We start from the raw sequence: 19,889 nt of genomic DNA, 5'->3' as shown, positions 1-19,889 counted from the left end.
TTCAGGCGGCCTGCTTCATCGACTTGGCGAGCCGCTTGATTGCCTGCTCCAGCGAACGCTGTCCGTCGCAATAATCCTGCCAGGCGCTCGTCTTCTCAAGAAGAGCCGGCACGGTGCGGATGGTGAAACGCTTCGGATCGAGATCTGTCTTCACTTGAGCCCATGTCAGCGGCATCGATACGGTGGCACCGGCACGGGCACGCGGAGATAAAGGCGCAACAGCGGTCGCCATGCGGTCATTGCGCAGGTAGTCGAGGAAGATCCGGCCGTTGCGCTGGTTCTTGGCCATCTTGATCAGATAAAGATCAGGGTTTTCGCGTGCCATCTGTTGGCAGACATCGTGGGCGAACCCTTTCGCCTCCGGCCAGGTGAGCTTTTTGCCCTTCGCCACCGCCAGCGGTGTTACGACGTGCAGACCCTTGCCACCGGTGGTCTTGCAGAAGCTGACAAGGCCCAGTTCCTCCAGCCGGTCGCGCATTTCCCGAGCGGCTTCGACCACGGTGGAGAAGGGGACGTCCGGACCGGGATCAAGGTCGAAGACGAGACGACCGGGCGCTTCCGGTTGGCCCGGTTCGCAATTCCAGGGATGGAGCTCGACGCCGCCGATCTGGGCGATGGCCGCAAGACCCTCGACGCGATCAATCTGCAGATAGGGCTTCTTGTCGCCGAAGACCGTTACCAATTCGAGCAGGTTCGACGTTCCCGGCATCGCATGTCGCTGGAAGAACTGCTCGCCGCCGATACCGTCAGGCGTCCGGATGATCGAGCACGGCCGGCCCTTGATATGATCGATCAGCCAAGAGCCGACAGCCTTGTAGTAACGAGCCAGTTCCACTTTCGTGACCGGCTCGCCATCATTGGCGTCCGGCCAAAGCGGCTTGTCCGGGTTGGAGATCAACACGCCCATGACATCTTCCTTGCCGCCTTTGCGCGGCGTCTTTGCGGGCCGTTTGGGTTTGGCCTGTGTCTCCGGATCGGGCGTTTCCACCTCAGCTGGTTCGACCGGCTTCTCGGCGACGACTTCCCCTGCTGGCTTGTCTTCCCGCAGTCCCTTAAAGGCCGCCTGGCGGACGAGCCCGTCGGCGGTCCAGCCGGCGAACTCGATTTCCGCCACCAGTTCCGGCTTCACCCAGACGACGTTAGGATCCTTCTTCGGCGCCCCGATACCGGTAAATGGTGACTTGGCCGTTTCCAGCGCGCGCAGCTTGGGCAGCAGGACGTCGACCTTGCCGACGCCATAGCCCGTGCCGACACGGCCGACGTAGACGAAATGGCTGCCGCGGTTGACGCCGACCAGCAGCGAGCGGAACTTGCCGTTGGTCGTGGCGTAAGCGCCGATGACGACTTCATGGCCGGCCCGGCATTTGGATTTGGCCCAGGTCTCGGTGCGGCCGGATTGATAGGGAGCATCCGCCTGCTTCGAGACGATGCCTTCGAGCGACAGCTTGCAGGCTGACTTCAGGACGGCATCTCCGCCGGTTTCGAAATGCTCGACGAAGCGCAAGCGGGGATCCTCGCCAGCGTCATCGAGCAGTTTCTGCAGCCGATCCTTTCGCTCGGTCAGCAGCAGTTGTCGAAGATCCTCATTGCCTTCAAACAGCAGGTCGAAGGCAAAATAGACCAGCGCATCCGTCTTGCCTTCCGACAGCGCCGCCTGCAGCGCGGCGAAGTCCGGCGCCCCGTTGTCATCGAGCGCGCAAATCTCGCCGTCGATGATAGCGTCCGGAAGCGCGGCGCCGGATTCGGCGATTGCCGGGTACTTTGCCGTCCAGTCGAGGCCCTTGCGGGTTTTGAGCGTCACCTTGCCATTCTCGATTCGCATCTGGATGCGGTATCCGTCGAATTTGATCTCATGGATCCAGCCGTCCGCCGAAGGTGGACGCTCGCGCGTTTCGCAGAGTTGCGGCGCGATGAAGTCCGGCATTGCGGATTTCGCTGCTTTGGCAGCTTTGGCCGGCGCTTTCTTCTTGGCTGTGGTTTCGGCTTTGCGCTCTTCCGCTGCAAGGCCGTGATTGCTGTCCCAGACCGCGTCTGCCTGGACTTCGCCACTCTCGATCATGAACGGTTTCGGCTTCTTGCCCTTACCGGCGGCGATCGCTTCCATCGTCCGACCCGAGGCGACGGAGGTTGCGTTGTCTTCCAAAATGGCCGCGCCGTTCTCCTCGACCGAGAAATCATCATGATGTTTGATCAGCAGCCAGTTGGTGCGCTTGCCGCCGTCGCGGTCGTTGCGCATCCGCACCAGAACGAAGCTGCCATGCAGCCGCTCGCCTTCCAGGGTGAACTTGAAGTCGCCCTTGGCGAGGGCCTGGTCGGGCGTCTTGTTGCCTTCCGGCTCCCAATAGCCGCGATCCCACAACATCACCGTGCCGCCACCATACTGTCCCTTGGGGATCGAGCCTTCGAAGTCACCGTAGTCGAGCGGGTGGTCCTCGACCTCGACCGCCAACCGCTTGTCGTGCGGATCGAGCGATGGTCCCTTGGTGACGGCCCAGGACTTGAAGACGCCATCGAGTTCGAGCCGCAGATCGTAATGCAGCCGCGTGGCGTCGTGTTTCTGGATGACGAAGCGCCTGCGGTTCGATGCCTTCAGCTTCGTTGCGCCGCTCGGTTCTTGCGTCTTCTGAAAATCGCGCTTCTGCTTGTAGGTCGAGAGCTTGTCGCTGGCCATGGCTGTCCCCGGGAAAAATCCGCCTCCCGTCTCGGATGAAGACGGGACGAGGCGCGGGCCGGACAGGTAAGACGCTCGGCTGCCGTTTCGTTGGCCGCGATGAGAAACCGGAAAAATCATCGCGTTCGTCATCTCTGTCACGTCCGGTTGACACAGCACGCGACCTCAACAATCAAAAGGCAAGAGATAATCGTTTTGTTCCATGGAGTTGAGCAGGGGGAGTTGGACAGGAGCGCCATCTCTTCTGAATGATCGACCTTACCAGCCGGAATTGGTATGCGCTCTCGGCATAACTGCGCTGCAGTAAAGTCTATTTAATAGGCGGGGAGAACCCGTATGATGTGCTCATCGAAGCGATGCACCTCCTCCCGCGTCGGTTCGATAGGCAGACGTCCTCTCCTCCTCCCAAGGGCGTTTGCGGGAACAGCAACACTCCTCCTCCCAGTTGCTGTTCGGATATTTTCGGAAGGCCTGCCGCACCTCCTCCCGCGGCAGGCTTTTTCGTTTCGGCCGGTGTCAAGCCGCGGCATCTTTCAGGTCCTTGTGCAAAACGCGAAAAAAATGAGGCCGCAGAGTCACTTGGCTCCCACTGCCTAGGCTCCTGATTCGTTTCATCATTTCGCCCACACCGCTTTAGCGGAGGCTAAATAAGCTCATTAAGACCGGCTTGACTCCTTCAAGAACACGGAACAAAAGAAGAACGTCAACAATTTTCGGGGACATGAGGTCCATGCAACGCGAACCGAGGAGGTCCGTGAACGATGTCGCGCGCCTACAATCCTCGGATGATCGAGGAACTCAGAGACCGGATCGCGCATCTGGAGGGGAGTGCGTCAAGAAAAGCCGTCGTGCTTCCCTTCGGCGTTCCCCAAATGGACAAACGGCTACCGGGCGGCGGGCTGGCCTATGGCGCCGTGCATGAAATTGCCGGTGGCGGCTCTGGCACTGTGGATGGCGCGGCGGCAGCGTTGTTCGCCGCCGGCATTGCCGCGCGCTCGAAAGGCAAGGTGCTCTGGTGCTTGACGAGACCTGACCTGTTTTTCCCCGCCGTCGCCCAGGCCGGCCTACATCCCGACCGCGTGATCTTCTGCGAAGGCGACAAGGAGGAGGATGTCCTGGCTTCCATGGAAGAGGGACTTTCCTTTGGTGGGCTGGCAGCAGTGGTCGGGGAGCTCGTGCGATTGCCGATGGTGGCATCCCGGCGGCTGCAGCTGGCTGCCGAAAAGACAGGAACCATGGGGCTCGTTGTCCGCAGATGGCGGCGTCAGACGGAAGCGTCGGACTTCGGCAATCCAACGGCCTCGACGACACGGTGGAGGGTGAGCGTGCTTCCGTCGGAGGAACTGCCAGTGGCAGGAGTTGGCCGGGCCCGATGGCTGTTGGAATTGATGCGCGTGAAAGCAGGCGAGTGTGCTGAGTTTGAAATAGGAGCCTGTGATGCCAAGGGTCGTGTGTGTCTACTTCCCCACTCTGCCAACAGACCGGATACGTCGGCATGGAGAGGGAGCCGTGCCAGCTGATCAGCCGCTCGTCGTCATTTCCAAATCGGGGTCGAAACGCTGGATCTCGGCTGCCGATACCGCCGCGCGCAAACTCGGCCTCAAGGTCGGCATGCCGGCGAGCAAGGCCCAGGCCGTGGTCGCCAACCTCACGATGATCGATGCTGACCCCAGCGCCGACGCAGCTGCCCTTGAGCGCCTCGCTTTGTGGGCGCTACGCCAGTATAGCCCGGTCGTTGCCGTCGATGGCGCGGACGGTATCGTCATGGATACCGAAGGCGCTGATCATTTGCAGGGCGGCGAAGATCTGCTGATTTCCGGCTTGGTCAACGGCCTGAGAGGACGGGGCCTAACCGCTCGTGCCGCCGTTGCCGATACCTGGGGAGCAGCGCATGCGATCACCCGCATGACGTCGGCGGAAACGACGGTTGTCCCGGTTGGCGGCGTTGCGAAAGCGGTTACTGGCCTGCCGATCCACTGTCTGCGTCTTCCACCAGACACAATCCATGGACTGCGGGTGATGGGCGTCGAGACGGTCGGCGAACTCTCCGCAATGCCGCGCGCGCCCGTGACGCTGCGATACGGCCCCGAAGTCGGTCGGCGGCTGGATCAGCTCTTTGGGCGGATGGCGGAACCCATCGAACCCCTGCGCACTCCGGAGCTTGTCGAGGCAGCGAAGAACTTTCAGGAGCCGATCGGCGCGGCGGAAACGATCGCCAAATATGTGCGCCGACTGGTCGGCGAACTGACCACCAAGCTGGAGACACGCGGTCTCGGCGTCAGGCGTTCCGATCTCGTCATCCACCGCGTCGACAACACCCGCCAATGCATCCGAGCCGGCTTAGCAAAACCGGTGCGTGACCCCGCCCGACTGTCAAAACTTCTCTGCGACCGCATCGAGAAAATCGACCCGGGCTTCGGCATTGAACGTCTGGTGCTTGTCGCCATCATGGCAGAGCCACTCGAGGAGCGGCAGGCCGCTTCCTCTCTGATCGAAGAGCCCGTCGTCGACGTGACGCCGCTTGTGGACATTCTCGGTAACCGCGGTCAGCGTCTATACAGGGTCACGCCCGTTGCCTCCGACGTTCCCGAACGGTCGGTGATGCGCATCGGCCCGACGGCAGACGAGACTGGAGCGACATGGGCCGCAAAATGGCCGAGGCCGTCGCGGCTACTGGCGAACCCGGAGCGGATCGACGTAACTTCCTTGCTCCCCGATCAGCCCCCGGCCGTATTCACCTGGCGGGGAAAGCGCCGCCGGGTGAAGCGCGCGGACGGGCCGGAGCGGATATTCGGGGAGTGGTGGCTTCGTCCGAGAGAACATGCCGCCGTCCGGGACTATTTTGTCGTCGAGGACGAGGTCGGCGAACGCTACTGGGTCTATCGCGCCGGCGACGGGGTGGACACTGACACGGGCTCGCACCTGTGGTTTCTGCATGGAGTGTTCGGATGAGATATGCCGAGCTTCAGGTCACCACGCATTTCTCGTTCCTACGCGGTGCCAGTTCCGCGGAGGAACTGTTCGCGACCGCGGCAGCGTTTGGCATTGATGCTTTGGGCGTTGTCGATCGCAACTCGCTTGCCGGCATCGTGCGCGCCTGGGAAGCGGCAAAGACCACGGGCGTGAGACTTGTTGTCGGCTGTCGGCTCGATCTTTCCGATGGCTTGTCGATCCTGGTCTACCCGACCGACCGGCCAGCCTATTCGAGACTGACCCGCTTGCTTTCACTCGGTAAGAGCCGGGGCGGCAAGGGCAAGTGCATCCTCGATCTGTCGGACCTGGAAGCCTATAGCGCTGGCCTGATTGCCATCCTTATCCCTGATGAGGCCGACGAGACCACTGCGGGCCAGCTCAGGAAGCTCGCTGCGATCTTTGGAGACAGGGCCTACGTTTCGCTCTGCCTGCGCCGTCGCCCCAACGATCGCCTCCGGCTTCACAATCTTTCGAACATGGCCGCACGCCACAAGGTCAAAACGGTCATCACCAATGACGTCCTGTTTCATGACCCCAGCCGCCGGCAGCTGCAGGACATCGTCACCTGCATCCGCAACCGGACGACCATCGACAGCGTCGGCTTCGACCGCGAGCGGCATGCCGATCGCTTTTTGAAGGCGCCGGAGGAGATGCACAGGCTGTTCTCGGAGTATCCCGAGGCGTTGGCAAGAACGCGTGAAATCGTCGACCGCTGTCGTTTCGACATGAGCGAGCTGCAGTACCAGTATCCCGAGGAAGCTCTGGTTCCAGGGCTCGACGCGCAGCAGTCGCTGACCAAATTTGCTTGGGAGGGCGCCTCTAACCGATACCCCGAGGGGATCCCCGACAAGGTCCGCAAGGCGATCCTCCACGAACTCGAACTCATCCGCGTGATGAAATACGCCCCGTACTTCCTGACCGTCTACAGCATCGTGCGGTTTGCGCGGTCGCAAGGCATCCTGTGCCAGGGGCGGGGGTCGGCGGCCAATTCGGCCGTTTGCTATTGTCTCGGCATCACCAGCATCAACCCGGAAACGGGTGACCTGCTGTTCGAGCGTTTCGTCTCGATGGAACGCGACGAGCCGCCGGATATCGACGTCGATTTCGAGCACGCCCGCCGCGAGGAGGTCATCCAGTGGATATACGCGACCTATGGCCGCTCACGCTCGGCGCTCTGTTCCACCGTCACCCGCTACCGCGCCAAGGGCGCACTTCGTGATGTCGGAAAGGCGTTGGGGCTGCCTGAAGATCTGCTCACCCAGCTTTCCTCGGGGGTCTGGGGCTGGTCGGAAGGCGTCGGTGAAAAACAGCTCATCGATAACAACATGAATACCGCCGACTACCGCCTGAAGCTGGCGCTGGACCTTTCGGCCCAACTGATGGGCGCGCCCCGCCATCTCGGCCAGCATCCGGGGGGGTTCGTGCTGACCCAGGACCGGCTCGACGATCTGGTGCCGATCGAACCCGCGACCATGAAAGATCGTCAGGTGGTGGAATGGGACAAGGACGATATCGAGGCCCTCAAATTCATGAAGGTCGACGTGCTCGCGCTCGGCATGTTGACCTGCATGGCGAAATCCTTCGAGCTGCTGAAGGAGCAAAAGAACATTCCGATGGGTCTCGCCGATGTCGAGCAGGAAGACCCGGCGACCTACGCGATGATCCGCAAGGCCGATACGCTCGGCACCTTCCAGATCGAAAGCCGGGCCCAGATGGCGATGCTGCCGCGCCTGAAGCCTCGGACGTTTTACGACCTCGTCGTACAGGTAGCGATCGTCCGGCCGGGACCCATCCAGGGGGACATGGTGCATCCGTATCTGAGGCGGCGCGAAGGCAAGGAGAAGGTAGAGTATCCGACGCCCGAGCTCGAAGCCGTTCTCGGCAAAACGCTCGGCGTGCCTCTGTTTCAGGAGAGCGCGATGAAGGTCGCGATGACTTGTGCGGGTTTCACCGCCGGCGAGGCCGACCAGTTGCGTCGCGCCATGGCGACGTTCAAGTTCACGGGCGGGGTCTCGAAGTTCAAGGACAAGCTGGTCGACGGCATGGTCAAGAACGACTACACGCGCGAATTCGCCGAAAAGACCTTCGCCCAGCTCGAAGGCTTCGGAAGTTACGGTTTTCCAGAGAGTCATGCCGCGAGTTTTGCGCTGATCGCCTATGCGAGCTCGTGGGTCAAATGCCATCACCCCGACGTCTTTTGTGCTGCGCTGCTCAATAGCCAGCCGATGGGCTTCTACAGCGTCGCGCAGATCGTCCAGGATGCAAGAAACCATGGTGTGGAGGTTCGGCCCGTCTGTGTGAACCGCTCGCGCTGGGACTGCACGATGGAACGTATCGGCAATTCAGACCGGTTTGCCGTCAGGCTTGGCATGCGCGTCGTGAAGGGACTGTCCACCAACGATGCCGCCCGGATCATCCTGGCTCGGGCAGACCAGCCGTTCGCATCGGCCGACGACATGTGGCGACGTTCCGGCGTATCTCCGTCTTCGCTAGTCAAGCTGGCAGAAGCTGACGCTTTCCTGCCATCGCTGCAACTGGAGCGGCGGCAGGCACTCTGGGACATCAAAGCGCTCCGGGACGGACCGCTGGAACTCTGGGCGGCGGCCGCTGAGCGCGAAGCCCAGGTGATCGCCGAAATACAGGAGCCCGAAGTAGCCCTGAAATCGATGACGGAGGGCAGGGAGGTCGTTGAGGACTACTCGCATACGGGTCTTACCCTGCGAGCGCATCCGGTTTCGTTTCTCCGAAAGGACCTCGACCGCAAAGGCATCGTCACCTGCGCAGAGGCAATGGGACAACGCGACGGGAGATGGCTGTGGACTGCCGGCCTGGTTCTGGTGCGACAGCGACCGGGATCAGCGAAGGGCGTGATGTTTCTCACGCTGGAAGACGAGACGGGAATCGTCAACTCCGTGGTCTGGCCATCGCTGTTCGAACGCCAGCGGCGGGTCCTGATGACCGCGAGCATGATGGCTATCAACGGCCGTATCCAGCGGGAAGGCGAGGTCGTTCACCTCGTTGCCCAGCGCCTGTTCGATTTCTCGGCCGATCTCGCAAGCGTTGGCAACCGGGACGGCGGCCTCGGTGAATTCCCGCTTCCTCATGGTCGCGGCGATCAGGTCAAGCATGGCGGAGGCCCCGACCCACGGGATAATCCCAAGCCTGCCGTGCAGGCACGTGACATCTATATCCCTGATCTCCATATCGATAATCTGAAGATCAAATCCAGAAACTTCCATTGAGGAAAGCACAGTGTCGCGCCTGTTTGCAGTCACCAAAAGCCTGGAGGAGATTGTCGCCCATTTCGCGGTCGACATGGCGCCGACGCTTGAGGTTCCGAGCGAAACTGTCGAAGGCACTCCGGGACTGATCGTCCTTGAGAAGGACGGATTGCGGCTCTTGAAGTCGATCCCATGGGGCTTTCCTCGACAGACACGCGACATGCGGCGTGAAGGCGAGCCGCCGAGCCGCATCGGCCTCGTTGCCGATCTGACCAATCCGCTCTGGGACCGCATCGTTGTCGACCCCAGATACCGCTGTCTGATCCCGCTCACGCATTTTGCCAATCCTGACGGCGTCAAAGGGTCAAAAACTCGATCGTGGTTTTCGAGGAACCGGCAGCCTTTGATGGCCTGGGCCGGGTTCTGCAAAAATACCCCCGACTTCGGCCCCGTGTTTGCCGGCATGACCATGACCGCCAACGAGAAGATCAGGCCGTTCAATGACCGGATGCCGGTTTTGCTCAATCCGGACGAATACGACCGCTGGCTTCATGGCCCGATCGAGGACGTCATCGCCTTCCAGTTCCGCAAGCCACCATCATCCGACGATTTTGAAATCCTGCATAGTCGTGACCGCTGGCAAAGCGGAGTCTCCCCTGCCAAGGCTTCACCGCGCCGGGACAACATGCTTATGTAACCGAGGTCTCGTGCTCGGTTTCCAGTCGAAAGGTCTGCAGAATGTGTAACTTGTACACCGTCCGTCTGTCCGCTGCGGAAGTCGCCGCGCACTTTCGCGTGCCGAACCCGGTGCAGTCGAATGCGTCGGAGGAAGTGTATCCGGGCACGCCTGGTATGGTGGTGACGGAGAATGAGGGTGTTCGCGAGCTTCGCTCGATGGTCTGGGGATTCCCGTTGCGCCTGAAGGGAATGAAACCGGAAGCCAAACCGAAGCCGGTCAACAACATCGCTGACCTCGCGAAAGGCATGTGGATCGGGCTTGCCCGAAAGCCGCAATGGCGATGCCTGATCCCCGTGACCGGCTTTGCCGAAGCCGAGGGTGAAAAGGGCAGGATGACCCGGACCTGGTTCTCCTTAAAAGACGAGCCGATCTTCGCCTGGGCGGGGTTGTGGCGGATCAGCGATGAATGGGGTCCGGTCTACTCCGGCGTCATGACGGACGCGAACGAAGCGATCCAGCCGGTGCACAATCGCATGCCGGTTCTGTTGCATGCAGACGAATACGAACAATGGCTTCACGGCAGCTTCGATGACGCGCTTGCATTTCAAAAGCGAACATTTCCGCCGGAGTTGGTGGCGATGGAGCGGACAAGCGAGCTCTGGGCGAAAAAGAAATCGGCACCTGAGGCGCCATTGCTGCTTTGACCCAGATTGCTGAACTGTCACCCAATTGGCTGAGGCAGTGTTTCTCGCTGTGCACGGCCTGTCTTCCTACTTTTGCAAGCTAATCGAAGACCTTTCAACAGGTCAATGGTTCGAGTTGGCTCAAGAGCTTTAGTGCGAGCGCTTCTGTTCTGGCGACCGGCACTGAAGCCGGTCAGCTCACCGAACCATTTCCGCAGCTGTCCAGCTTCCAAGAGAAGTATATCGGCGGTGGCCCATGTCTCTTCGATCAGGTCCGGCGGCCAAGTATTCGAGCCCTTGGTCTACATCGCGACGCTCGCGGCGGCGACGAAGACTATCGCTCTCGGCACGGCGGGCATCGTGCTGCCGCTCAGGGAGCCGATGATCCTCGCCAAGCAGGTCACTTCGCTGGACCAACTGTCTGACGGAAGGATGATACTTGGGCTTTCCTCGGGCGACAGGCCGGCAGAATATCCGTTGTTCGGAATCGATTTCGACAGCCGTGGCGAGCGTTTCAGGGATGCTTACGAAGTCTACCGGAAAGTCAGTCAACAGTCTTTCCCGACCTTCAAGTCCAACCGCTTCGGCGAATCGAGCGGCCATCTCGATCTCTTGCCGAAGCCGCCATTTGGTAAAACGCCGACCATCGCGATCGGGCGAGCGCAGCAATCGATTGACTGGATCGCCGCGAACATGGATGGGCTTATCGGGGCATCGCCGGCGAGCGAACATCTCAAGCAGTTCGCCGAAGACTGGCACGATCTCGTGCGATCGACCTGCGGCGAAAACGCCTTTAAACCGGTCGGCATTGGCGGATTTCTCGATCTTGTCGACGACAAGGATCATCCCTTTCAGAAGATCCGCGGTGGCATTAGGATCGGGTCGCGCGCGCTTGCCGAGTTCCTCCATTCGGGCCGGGCGGCCGGGATCAACCATGCAGCGCTCAATCCGAAGGTCAGTCGGCGTCCATATCTCGAGGTGATGGAAGATCTCGCGGATAACGTGTTGTCCCGACTTCTGTCGCCGGTATAGTTCAGCAATGCCGAATCTGATTTCCATTAGCGAATTTAATTGATATCGTGTCCTCCGGAGGAACAGGCGCTTTGCTGGTAGGCAGCAGGCTCAAAGCTACGGGCATCGCAGCCCTCGGGAGGAAAAAATGCGAAAACTGTTCAAGTTGTTGGCTATCGCCGGCGCGGCTGGCATGGCACCGATGCTCGTCGGCGCTACGGCGGTAGAAGCGGCAGACTATGTCGTGTCTGACAAGGGCGCCGATATAAAACCGCTTTGCGGCAAGAAGCCTATGAAGGTTGCTTTGGTCGACGGGGTCGGAAGCAATACATGGAGAAAAATCGCGGTTGCGGAATTCAAGGACGAGCTGAGCAAATGCTCGAACGTCACCGATGTCCTTTATGCGGACTCGCTTGGCGACCAGCAGAAATATAACAGTGACCTCAACAGCATGGCGTCTATGGGCGTGAATGTATTGGTGACTTTCACCGACTACGGTGACGCGGCGCTTCCGGCCTATCGCTCGGCCTATGACGGAGGATCAACTGTCGTCGTGCCCTATTATTCAAAGATATCCGGAACGCCGGGACAGGATTTCAGCGTCAATGTCTATCAGGATCAGGCATTCATCGGAAAACTCTGGGCCGACTGGGTGAACAAGACTCTCGGAGGCAAGGGCAATATCGTGATGCTAGGCGGAACTCCGGGCGCTACGTCTTCAGAACAATTTCTAGATGGGCTGAAAGAAGGCTTGAAGCCCTATCCCGGTATCAAGATGCTAGATGAGAACTATATCGTCACCAACTGGAACCCTGCCGACGCGCAGCGGGCCGTGGCCGGATTGATTGCCAAATATCCGCAGATCGACGCGATCGTTTCTGATTCCGGCATGGCGACGATCGCTGCGACCAAGGCCTACGAGCAGGCCGGTTTGCCGATCCCTCCGGAAGCGACAATAAACGGCATCAACGAAATGGGATGTAGATACGAGGATCTGAAAGCAGCGGGAAAGGGATGGAAGCACTTCGCTGTCGACGGAGCGACGTCGATGGTCCGCTTTGCCGTCCGCGCCGGCGTGGCAGCCTATCAGGAAACCGCAAGCACGGAGCCAACCGTGATCGTCCCCTATGTTTATGCTGATACCGAGGCCGGCAAGCCGCCGCGTTGCAATCGCGCGGCACCTCCGGATGCCGACTTATCCTCCACGCTTTCGGAGGATAAACTGAAAGCCGTCTTCAAATAGATCGAACGGCGCCGCGGCCTCGATCTGGCCGCGGCATTTCATTCGGCAAGGGAAGGCGGATCAGTCGCGCCGTTCGGCAAGCACCTGCTGGGCCGTTTTCATCGCGGCCAGCGCGGCGGGAAAGCCGCAATAGACGGCGGCATGCAAGACCGCCTCACGAAGCTCTATCGGTGTCAGCCCGTTGTTCAGTCCGCCGAGCATATGTACTTTGAGTTCATCCGGCCTGTTCAGGGCGATCAGCATGGCGATCGTCAGCAAGGATCGCGACCGCCGGTCGAGATCGTCGTCGCGGGACCATACCTGACCCCAAGCGAAGGATGTCGTCAGCTCCTGCAGCGGCCGGCTGAACGCATCGGCTTGGTCGAGGGACTCCTCGACCCGTGCTGCACCGACGACTTCGCGCCGGATCTTCAGACCATTTTCGAACGGGCTGTCCATCATGCACGTCGGCTCCGCTCACAGCCGCTCGACGCACATCGCGACGCCCATGCCGCCGCCGATGCAAAGGGTTGCCAGCCCCCGCGACAGTCCGCGACGCCTCAATTCGAAGAGAAGCGTCGTCAGCACGCGAGCCCCGGATGCGCCGATCGGATGGCCGATGGCGATGGCACCGCCATTGACGTTGACGATGGAAGGATCCCAGCCCAGTTCCTTGTTCACGGCGCAGGCCTGTGCGGCAAATGCCTCGTTGGCCTCAACGAGCTCGACATCCCCGATGGACCATCCGGCTTTTTCCAGCGCCTTCCTGGAGGCCGGGATCGGGCCTGTGCCCATGATCTGCGGATCGACACCGGCCGTCGCCCAGGAGACGATGCGGGCAAGCGGTTCGATCCCACGTCGTGCGGCCTCTTCCTCCCGCATCAGAAGCGCGGCGGCAGCGCCATCGTTCAATCCTGATGCGTTGCCCGCCGTTACCGTTCCTTCCCTGTCGAACGCAGGACGCAGCTTCGCCAAGGAATCCATCGTGGCGCCGTGGCGGATATACTCGTCCTGATCAACGGTGACGTCGCCCTTCCGTCCCTTGACGACGAAGGGGATTATCTCGTCAGCGAACCGGCCGGCCATCTGCGCGGCCTCAGCCTTATTTTGTGATGAGAGCGCAAACTGATCCTGCTCGTGGCGCGACAACTGCCATCGCCTTGCGATATTCTCTGCAGTCATTCCCATGTGATAGCCGTGAAACGCATCCGTAAGGCCATCCTTGATCATCGTGTCGATCATGGTGAAATCGCCCATCTTGACGCCGGCGCGCAGATGGCCGCAATGCGGCGCCATCGACATCGATTCCATGCCGCCAGCAACGACGATCGCGGCATCGCCGACGACGATCTGCTGCATGCCGAGCGCAACGGCCCGCAGGCCTGAGCCGCAGAGCTGGTTCATGCCCCACGCGGTTGCCTCCTGCGGAACGCCGGATTTCATTGCGGCCTGCCGGGCGGGGTTTTGTCCTTCACCCGCGGCCAACACCTGCCCGAGAATGACCTCGTCGATTTCGGCCGCGTCGACTTGTGCGCGGTCCAGCACGCCCCTAACTACGGCAGCGCCGAGTTCATGGGCCGGCGTATTTGCAAAGGCACCGTTGAACGAGCCGACGGCAGTTCGCGCCGCGCTCGCGATGACGATCGGATGGCTGGTCATGCTGTCGCTCCTCGATCAGACAATGGTTGCTTCGGTTGCCTGCCGCAAATCGGCTTCGGACACATCATCGGCAAGCTCGACAATCTTCAGCCCACCCTCGACGACGTCCAGGACGCCGAGGTTGGTGATGATCCTGTCCACCACACCGGCGCCAGTGAGCGGAAGCGAGCAATGACGGAGAACCTTGCTCTCACCGCTCTTCGACGTATGCTCCATAACCACCACGACACGGCCGACGCCGGCAACAAGATCCATGGCGCCGCCCATGCCTTTCACCAGCTTGCCGGGGATCATCCAGTTTGCGAGGTCACCGCCCTCGGATACTTCCATAGCACCGAGGATCGCCATGGCGATCTTGCCGCCGCGGATCATCGCGAAGCTGGTCGCGCTATCGAAATAGCTCGTATGGGCGAGCTGCGTGATCGTCTGTTTGCCGGCATTGATCAGGTCGGCGTCCTCTTCGCCCTCGAACGGGAAGGGGCCCATGCCCAGCATTCCGTTTTCCGACTGCAGCGTCACCGTGACGCCCTCCGGGATGTAATTCGAGACGAGCGTCGGAATGCCGATACCGAGGTTGACGTACCAACCGTCCTGCAGTTCCTTGGCCGCCCGTGCAGCCATCTGATTGCGGTCCCACATCAGCTTTCTCCCTTATACGCGCTTGCGGACGGTGCGCTGTTCGATGCGCTTCTCGTGTTCGCCCTGAATCAATCTGTGAACGTAGATCCCCGGCAGGTGGATAAGGTCCGGATCGAGGCTGCCGGCCGGAACGATTTCCTCGACCTCGGCAACGCAGACCCGCCCGCATGTGGCCGCCGGAGGATTGAAATTGCGCGCTGTCTTGCGGAAGACGAGATTGCCGGTCGTATCCGCCTTCCAGGCCTTTACGATCGACAGGTCGGCTACTATGCCGCGCTCGAGAATGAAGGTTTCGCCATCGAATTCCTTATGGTCCTTGCCTTCGGCGATAACGGTGCCAACCCCGGTGCGGGTATAGAAACCGGGAATGCCCGCGCCCCCCGCCCGCATGCGTTCCGCAAGCGTGCCCTGTGGGTTGAATTCGAGTTCCAGTTCGCCGCTCAGATATTGTCGCATGAATTCGGCATTCTCGCCGACATAGGAGGAGATCATCTTCCTGACCTGACGCGTCTCAAGAAGAAGGCCGAGGCCAAAACCATCAACGCCGGCATTGTTGGAGGCGATCGTCAGCTGTTTCGTGCCAGCATCCCGGATGGCGGCGATCAGAAGCTCCGGGATGCCACAAAGGCCGAATCCGCCGGCGGCGATCGTCATGCCGTCAAAAAGCAGCCCCTTGAGGGCCGCTTCGGCACCGCTGTAAATTTTCTGCACTGTGCTCTCCGTCACCAAAATGAGAGAATGAAGCCGTGGCGCGACCGGTCGCGCCACGGCTTTCCCTGCTGGAACTTATTCGTTTGCGCCCGCCATGTGCCGTGCCGCGATGTAACCGAAGGTGATTGCCGGCCCGAGCGTGATGCCGCCGCCCGGATAATTGCCGCCCATGATGCTGGCGGCGTCGTTTCCGGCAGCGTAGAGACCGGTGATCGGCCGGCCGTCGCCGCTGAGCACCTGCGCGTTCTCGTTTGTCTTCAGGCCCGCATAGGTCCCGAGATCGCCGACGTAAAGCCGGACCGCATAGAATGGGCCCTTTGCGATAGGCGAGACACAGGGATTGGGCTTGTGTTCTGGATCGCCGAGCGAGCGATTGTAAGCCGTAGATCCCTTGTGGAATTCAGGATCTTCCCCCTTCTCCGCATGCTTATTGAACTCCGAAACGGTGCGCTCTAGCTGGGCGGCGTCGGCGCCGAGCTGCTCCGCCAGATCCTGCAGGGTCTCGCCACGGATCAGGTATCCGTTCTCGATCAGCTTTCCATAGGGAACGGGAGCGGGCTTGGCAAAACCGAGGCCGTATTTGCGGAATGTGCGGTGATCGGCGATGAACCAGGCGGCAAGCTCGCCGCCTTCTTCCGCGCAGCGCTTGATCATTGCCTGGCAGAAATCGTGATAGGAATTCGCCTCGTTGACGAAGCGGCGGCCCGAGCGGGTAATGGCAATGACGCCCGGCTTCGACCGGTCGACGAAATGCGGGAAAGTTCCAAGCGTCCCATCCGGCTTTAGCGGCCGAGAAATGGGGACGAGCGCCACTGCGTTCGGAAGACTGGTATCGACAATGGCTCCGACGCGCTCGCCCATCCGCAGGCCATCGCCTGTATTTCCGGGAGGGGCGGGCGACACATGCTCGTGCCCGGAAGGTGAATGCGGGATCAGTTCCTTGCGGCGAACCGCATCCTGCGGGAAGCCGCCCGCAGCCAGAACAACACCCTTCGCCGCATAGACTTCGTATTGCCCGTTTGGGCTATCCACGCGGGCGCCGATAACGCGGCCGCTATCGTCCTTGATGAGGTCCTTGACCGGGCTAGATGTCCAGATCGGTACGTCCTTGTCCATGCAGGACTTTGCCAGGCGGCCGATCAGGGCATTGCCGTTCAGAAGCCGCATCGGGCGGCCATGGAAAGCCATGTCACGGACGAATTTCGCGAAAAGCTTCGCCACATACCACATGGAGACCGGCGAACGGGTCACGTTGAAGAAATGCAGCAGCTCCTTGCCGGAGCCGATCATCATGCCGAGGAAGGTGATCTCCCAGAGCGGCGGGCGTAGCCGCTTGATCTCCTTGCCGAGTTCACGGCCGTCAAAAGGCTGGGCAACGATCGAGCGACCGCCGGGCATTCCGCCGGGTGCATCAGGATGATAGTCCGAGAAGGTCGGTCCAAGATCGAATTTCAGCGCGGTCTTCTGCTCGAAAAAGTCGACGGCGACAGGACCCGCCTCTAGAAAGGCGTCGATGCGCGGGGCGTCGAAATGTGTGCCCGTCTCGTGTTGCAGATAGATGCGTGCCTTTTCGGCGCTGTCCACAACGCCGGCCCGCTTCGCCGGGGCGTTGCCGGGAACCCACATCCAGCCGCCAGAGCGCGCGGTCGTGCCGCCGAAAACGGGCTCCTTTTCGACTACGAGAACCTTAAGCCGGCGATGGGCGGCTGCGACAGCGCTTGCGAGGCCGCCCGCTCCAGAGCCGACAACCAAAACATCACAATCGTAACGCTTCATGACATGATCCTTCGTTAAGCTATGCGCGCGGCAAAGGCTGCGCGGGAAAAGAGCCGTCCGATGTTCACGGCACCAACGGCGCGCGCGACACAATCTGGATTTTAGCGGGGAGAGTGATTGGGGAAGCAGACCGCGAAACCGTCCAAGCCTTCGAAGCGCAGCCATGACGAGTCGAATTCGCCGACGCAGCCCGAAATTGGGACGTTATCATCCGCGAGCGGGTGAAGACTTCGGTGCATAATTTTCCTCCCTTTCGGTTCAAAGCGCTCTGCTCCAAACCATCTTCTCGCGGCACACTCCCGTCGCGCCACCCATGAGGAGAAGGAATTCTTCGCCTCATTCGACCCCCACATTCTTTGATAACGAACCGATTTGTCAATAGGAAATTTTTGATCGTCTCGCCGTCGAGTTGACCCAAACCGTCAGCTGCGGTTTAAAAGAGGTTCATGGGAGCAAGGGAAATTCTTGAAGAACGAGGACTTTAATGGCTAAGGGGGAAGGGCGTGGGATCCAGTCGATCGATATCGGCGGTCGGCTGCTGTCTGTGCTGGTCGATGCGGACGGCCCGATGATGCTCAAAGACCTTGCGGCAATCGCGGATCTGCCGCCAGCGCAGGCGCATGCGTACATTTCAAGTTTTCGCCGCCTCGATTTGATCGAGCAGGACGGCGCGACCGGCCGGTATCAGCTTGGCCCACTTGCCATTCGTCTGGGCCTTGCCCGTGTTGCGAGCTTCGCGCCATTGCGCGCGGCGCGCGATGCAACGGTTAAGCTAGAACTTGAGCTTGGGTTGATGGTCGCTCTTGTGGTCTGGGGGGTAGGAGCGCCGACGGCCTTACAAGTGCAGACGGGAAATTATCCGTTAAACGTCAACCTCAGGCCTGGAATGGCGCTGCCGATCCTCGGGTCCGCCGCGGGTCGCGTTTTTGCAGCTTTTGGTGGCCCGGCAGGTATCGATCGCATCATCGATGGCGAGTTTTCCGAGACGACGGGCGACAAGAAGGCTGTGAAAGCGGCGCGCAAGGCATTTGACGACGAGCTCGAGACGGTCCGGAAGACAGGCTATGCTGTAACCAGAAGTGAGCCGGTTCCCGATATCGATACGATTGCGGCGCCGGTCCGCTTGCCGAATGGCGAAGTCATCGCCGTCATCACCGTCGTTGGCGATTCAAGCAACCTCGACCTCAATCCGGCTGGGGTTCCCATCCTAGCTTTGTTGCGCATATCCGAGCAGTTGTCGCGGGGTGAACTGAAATGAGCGACAAGATACAAGCGCGCAATGGCCTCGATGCCCGTGGCGTGCAATCCGTCGAGGTCGGCCTTGGAATTCTACTGCCGTTTCTCGAAGCTACGGAGCCGCTGAAGCTTCGTGAAGTCGCAGAACGTGCAGGGGTGCCACCGACGAAAGCTCATGCCTACCTTGTCAGTTTCAGACGCATGGGCCTGGTCGAACAGGACGAGGCCAGCGGTCGCTATCGGCTTGGTCCCTATTCGCTACTTCTCGCCATAGGCAGGATGCGTAGCTTCAATGCTATGAAGGCTGCCGCAACTGCGGTGGAAGCGTTATCCGAAGAAACGGGCCTTACCGTTGCCGTAAGCGTATGGGGCTCGTTCGGGCCGACCGTCGTCCAGATCCGCAAGGGTATCGACCAAAACTATATCAACACCAACGTCGGGACGGTCTACTCGGTCTCAGGCACGGCAGCTGGCATGGTCTTTGCTGCCAATATGCCGGAAGCGACGATCAAGGCGGCAATCCGCGCAGAAATGCGTGAAGGCGGAAAGACGCTCCGGGTCGGCAAGACACGCGCTTATGCCGACATCGTCGATGAAATCGAAGAGGTAAAATCGCAAGGCTTCGCGACGATTTTTCCTCGTCCGGTGCCCGGTATCGCCGCAGTCGGCGCGCCGGTTATCGATCACACCGGGCAGGTTCAAATGGCGGTGACCTTGATCGGACCGGAGACACACCTCGACATAGACCCAAATGGCCCCACTGTGAAAAAGCTTCTCGCTGTGACGAGACGGCTCTCTTTCGAGCACGGTCACGTTCCGCTGCGATGAATGCAGCTGGCGACGCGCCCGAGCCCTCTTGCCTCCTCAGGGAATGTTTAATGCGTTATTGACACATCGATTTGTTTTAGGCAAACATCGATTGCGGTGCGGACGTAGTCTGTGCGTACGTCCGAAGGCATGGGAGATGCCTTACGCAAGGAGGAGTATCAATATGATTGTACGTTTCGGCCTGCTGACGCGGCGACAGGATCTTTCGCCAGAGGAATTCAGCTCCTATTGGCGAGGAACGCATGCAGAGGTCGTGAGATCGACCCTGCCCGAACTGAATGGGTACATCCAGAACCATGTCGTGGATCGCAGCCAGAAGGGTATAGATTACCAGCGTGTTGCGATCGAAGTCGACGGCATGGCCCAGCTCTTCTTTCCGTCATTGGCCGAGACACGCGGCTTTTCGGATGAGACCAAGATCAGGGCTCTCCAGAGTGACGAAGAGAATTTCCTCGGAGGAATTGCGATCCTGACGGCGTTCCAGAATGTCGTTGTCGAGCCGCCCCGATCCGGAAAATTTGCAAAGCGTATGTCGCTGATCCGCAAGCGCAGCGATACCAGCATGCAGCAGTTCCAGGAT

Annotated in this window: 16 protein-coding genes; 10 read left to right on the top strand and 6 right to left on the bottom strand. The window is 60.4% G+C overall.

What is annotated here, in order from left to right; translation table 11 throughout:
* Position 1 precedes the first annotated feature (1 nt).
* A complete protein-coding gene (ligD, locus tag GA0061103_RS29690; protein WP_092717972.1) occupies positions 2-2,671 on the bottom strand; it encodes a DNA ligase D in 2,670 nt (889 codons plus the stop codon).
* A gap of 761 nt (positions 2,672-3,432) precedes the next feature.
* On the opposite strand from ligD, the gene GA0061103_RS29685 reads away from it, so the two are divergent.
* From GA0061103_RS29685 to GA0061103_RS29655, 7 genes are all read left to right on the top strand, one after another.
* Complete coding sequence (locus GA0061103_RS29685; protein WP_092717969.1) at positions 3,433-4,191, top strand: ImuA family protein; 759 nt, start codon at positions 3,433-3,435, stop codon at positions 4,189-4,191.
* Positions 4,109-5,623: a Y-family DNA polymerase gene (locus GA0061103_RS29680; RefSeq protein ID WP_208603582.1), complete on the top strand. Its 1,515-nt coding sequence runs from the start codon at positions 4,109-4,111 to the stop codon at positions 5,621-5,623. Before GA0061103_RS29685 ends, GA0061103_RS29680 begins: the two co-directional genes overlap by 83 nt.
* A complete protein-coding gene (locus GA0061103_RS29675; RefSeq protein WP_092717964.1) occupies positions 5,620-8,886 on the top strand; it encodes an error-prone DNA polymerase in 3,267 nt (1,088 codons plus the stop codon). The genes GA0061103_RS29680 and GA0061103_RS29675 overlap by 4 nt, the downstream gene beginning before the upstream one ends.
* Positions 8,887-8,896: 10 nt before the next feature.
* The gene (locus GA0061103_RS29670) at positions 8,897-9,562 is read left to right on the top strand and encodes an SOS response-associated peptidase family protein (RefSeq protein ID WP_092717961.1); all 666 of its coding nucleotides are present in this window, start codon (positions 8,897-8,899) and stop codon (positions 9,560-9,562) included.
* Positions 9,563-9,603: 41 nt separating this feature from the next.
* A complete protein-coding gene (locus tag GA0061103_RS29665) occupies positions 9,604-10,248 on the top strand; it encodes an SOS response-associated peptidase (RefSeq protein WP_092717958.1) in 645 nt (214 codons plus the stop codon).
* A gap of 228 nt (positions 10,249-10,476) precedes the next feature.
* On the top strand, positions 10,477-11,259 hold the full coding sequence (locus GA0061103_RS29660) for an LLM class flavin-dependent oxidoreductase (RefSeq protein WP_245304900.1): 783 nt from the start codon (positions 10,477-10,479) through the stop codon (positions 11,257-11,259).
* 127 nt (positions 11,260-11,386) lie between these two features.
* Complete coding sequence (locus GA0061103_RS29655) at positions 11,387-12,481, top strand: substrate-binding domain-containing protein (RefSeq protein WP_092717951.1); 1,095 nt, start codon at positions 11,387-11,389, stop codon at positions 12,479-12,481.
* 60 nt (positions 12,482-12,541) lie between these two features.
* On the opposite strand, the gene GA0061103_RS29650 is transcribed toward GA0061103_RS29655, so the two are convergent.
* The 5 genes from GA0061103_RS29650 to GA0061103_RS29630 all read right to left on the bottom strand — a co-directional run bounded on the left by GA0061103_RS29650 (position 12,542) and on the right by GA0061103_RS29630 (position 17,245).
* Positions 12,542-12,922, bottom strand: coding sequence for a carboxymuconolactone decarboxylase family protein (locus GA0061103_RS29650; protein ID WP_092717947.1), 381 nt, complete (start codon positions 12,920-12,922; stop codon positions 12,542-12,544).
* A gap of 15 nt (positions 12,923-12,937) precedes the next feature.
* Positions 12,938-14,119 carry an acetyl-CoA C-acetyltransferase gene (locus tag GA0061103_RS29645; protein WP_092717944.1) on the bottom strand — a complete coding sequence of 394 codons (1,182 nt, stop codon included), beginning with the start codon at positions 14,117-14,119 and terminating at the stop codon, positions 12,938-12,940.
* 15 nt (positions 14,120-14,134) lie between these two features.
* Positions 14,135-14,761 carry a 3-oxoacid CoA-transferase subunit B gene (locus tag GA0061103_RS29640; protein WP_092717941.1) on the bottom strand — a complete coding sequence of 209 codons (627 nt, stop codon included), beginning with the start codon at positions 14,759-14,761 and terminating at the stop codon, positions 14,135-14,137.
* 9 nt (positions 14,762-14,770) lie between these two features.
* The gene (locus tag GA0061103_RS29635) at positions 14,771-15,469 is read right to left on the bottom strand and encodes a CoA transferase subunit A (RefSeq protein ID WP_092717938.1); all 699 of its coding nucleotides are present in this window, start codon (positions 15,467-15,469) and stop codon (positions 14,771-14,773) included.
* Positions 15,470-15,544: 75 nt separating this feature from the next.
* Entirely contained in the window at positions 15,545-17,245 is a 1,701-nt protein-coding gene (locus GA0061103_RS29630) for an FAD-dependent oxidoreductase (protein ID WP_092717935.1), read from the bottom strand.
* Between the two features lie 484 nt (positions 17,246-17,729).
* Between GA0061103_RS29630 and GA0061103_RS29625 the strand changes: the two genes are divergently transcribed.
* The 3 genes from GA0061103_RS29625 to GA0061103_RS29615 all read left to right on the top strand — a co-directional run.
* Positions 17,730-18,503, top strand: a complete 774-nt coding sequence (locus GA0061103_RS29625) for an IclR family transcriptional regulator (RefSeq protein WP_092717932.1) — start codon at positions 17,730-17,732, stop codon at positions 18,501-18,503.
* Complete coding sequence (locus tag GA0061103_RS29620; RefSeq protein WP_092717929.1) at positions 18,500-19,309, top strand: IclR family transcriptional regulator; 810 nt, start codon at positions 18,500-18,502, stop codon at positions 19,307-19,309. The genes GA0061103_RS29625 and GA0061103_RS29620 overlap by 4 nt, the downstream gene beginning before the upstream one ends.
* Positions 19,310-19,472: 163 nt before the next feature.
* Positions 19,473-19,889 (top strand): EthD domain-containing protein (locus tag GA0061103_RS29615; RefSeq protein WP_167376667.1); only part of this gene is annotated, 417 nt, incomplete at its 3' end.

Origin of the sequence: Martinezella multihospitum (assembly GCF_900094585.1) — a bacterium.
Lineage (GTDB): Bacteria > Pseudomonadota > Alphaproteobacteria > Rhizobiales > Rhizobiaceae > Rhizobium > Rhizobium multihospitium.
The sequence above is the reverse complement of the archived record's forward strand: the minus strand, read 5'-3'. Positions and strand labels throughout refer to the sequence as shown.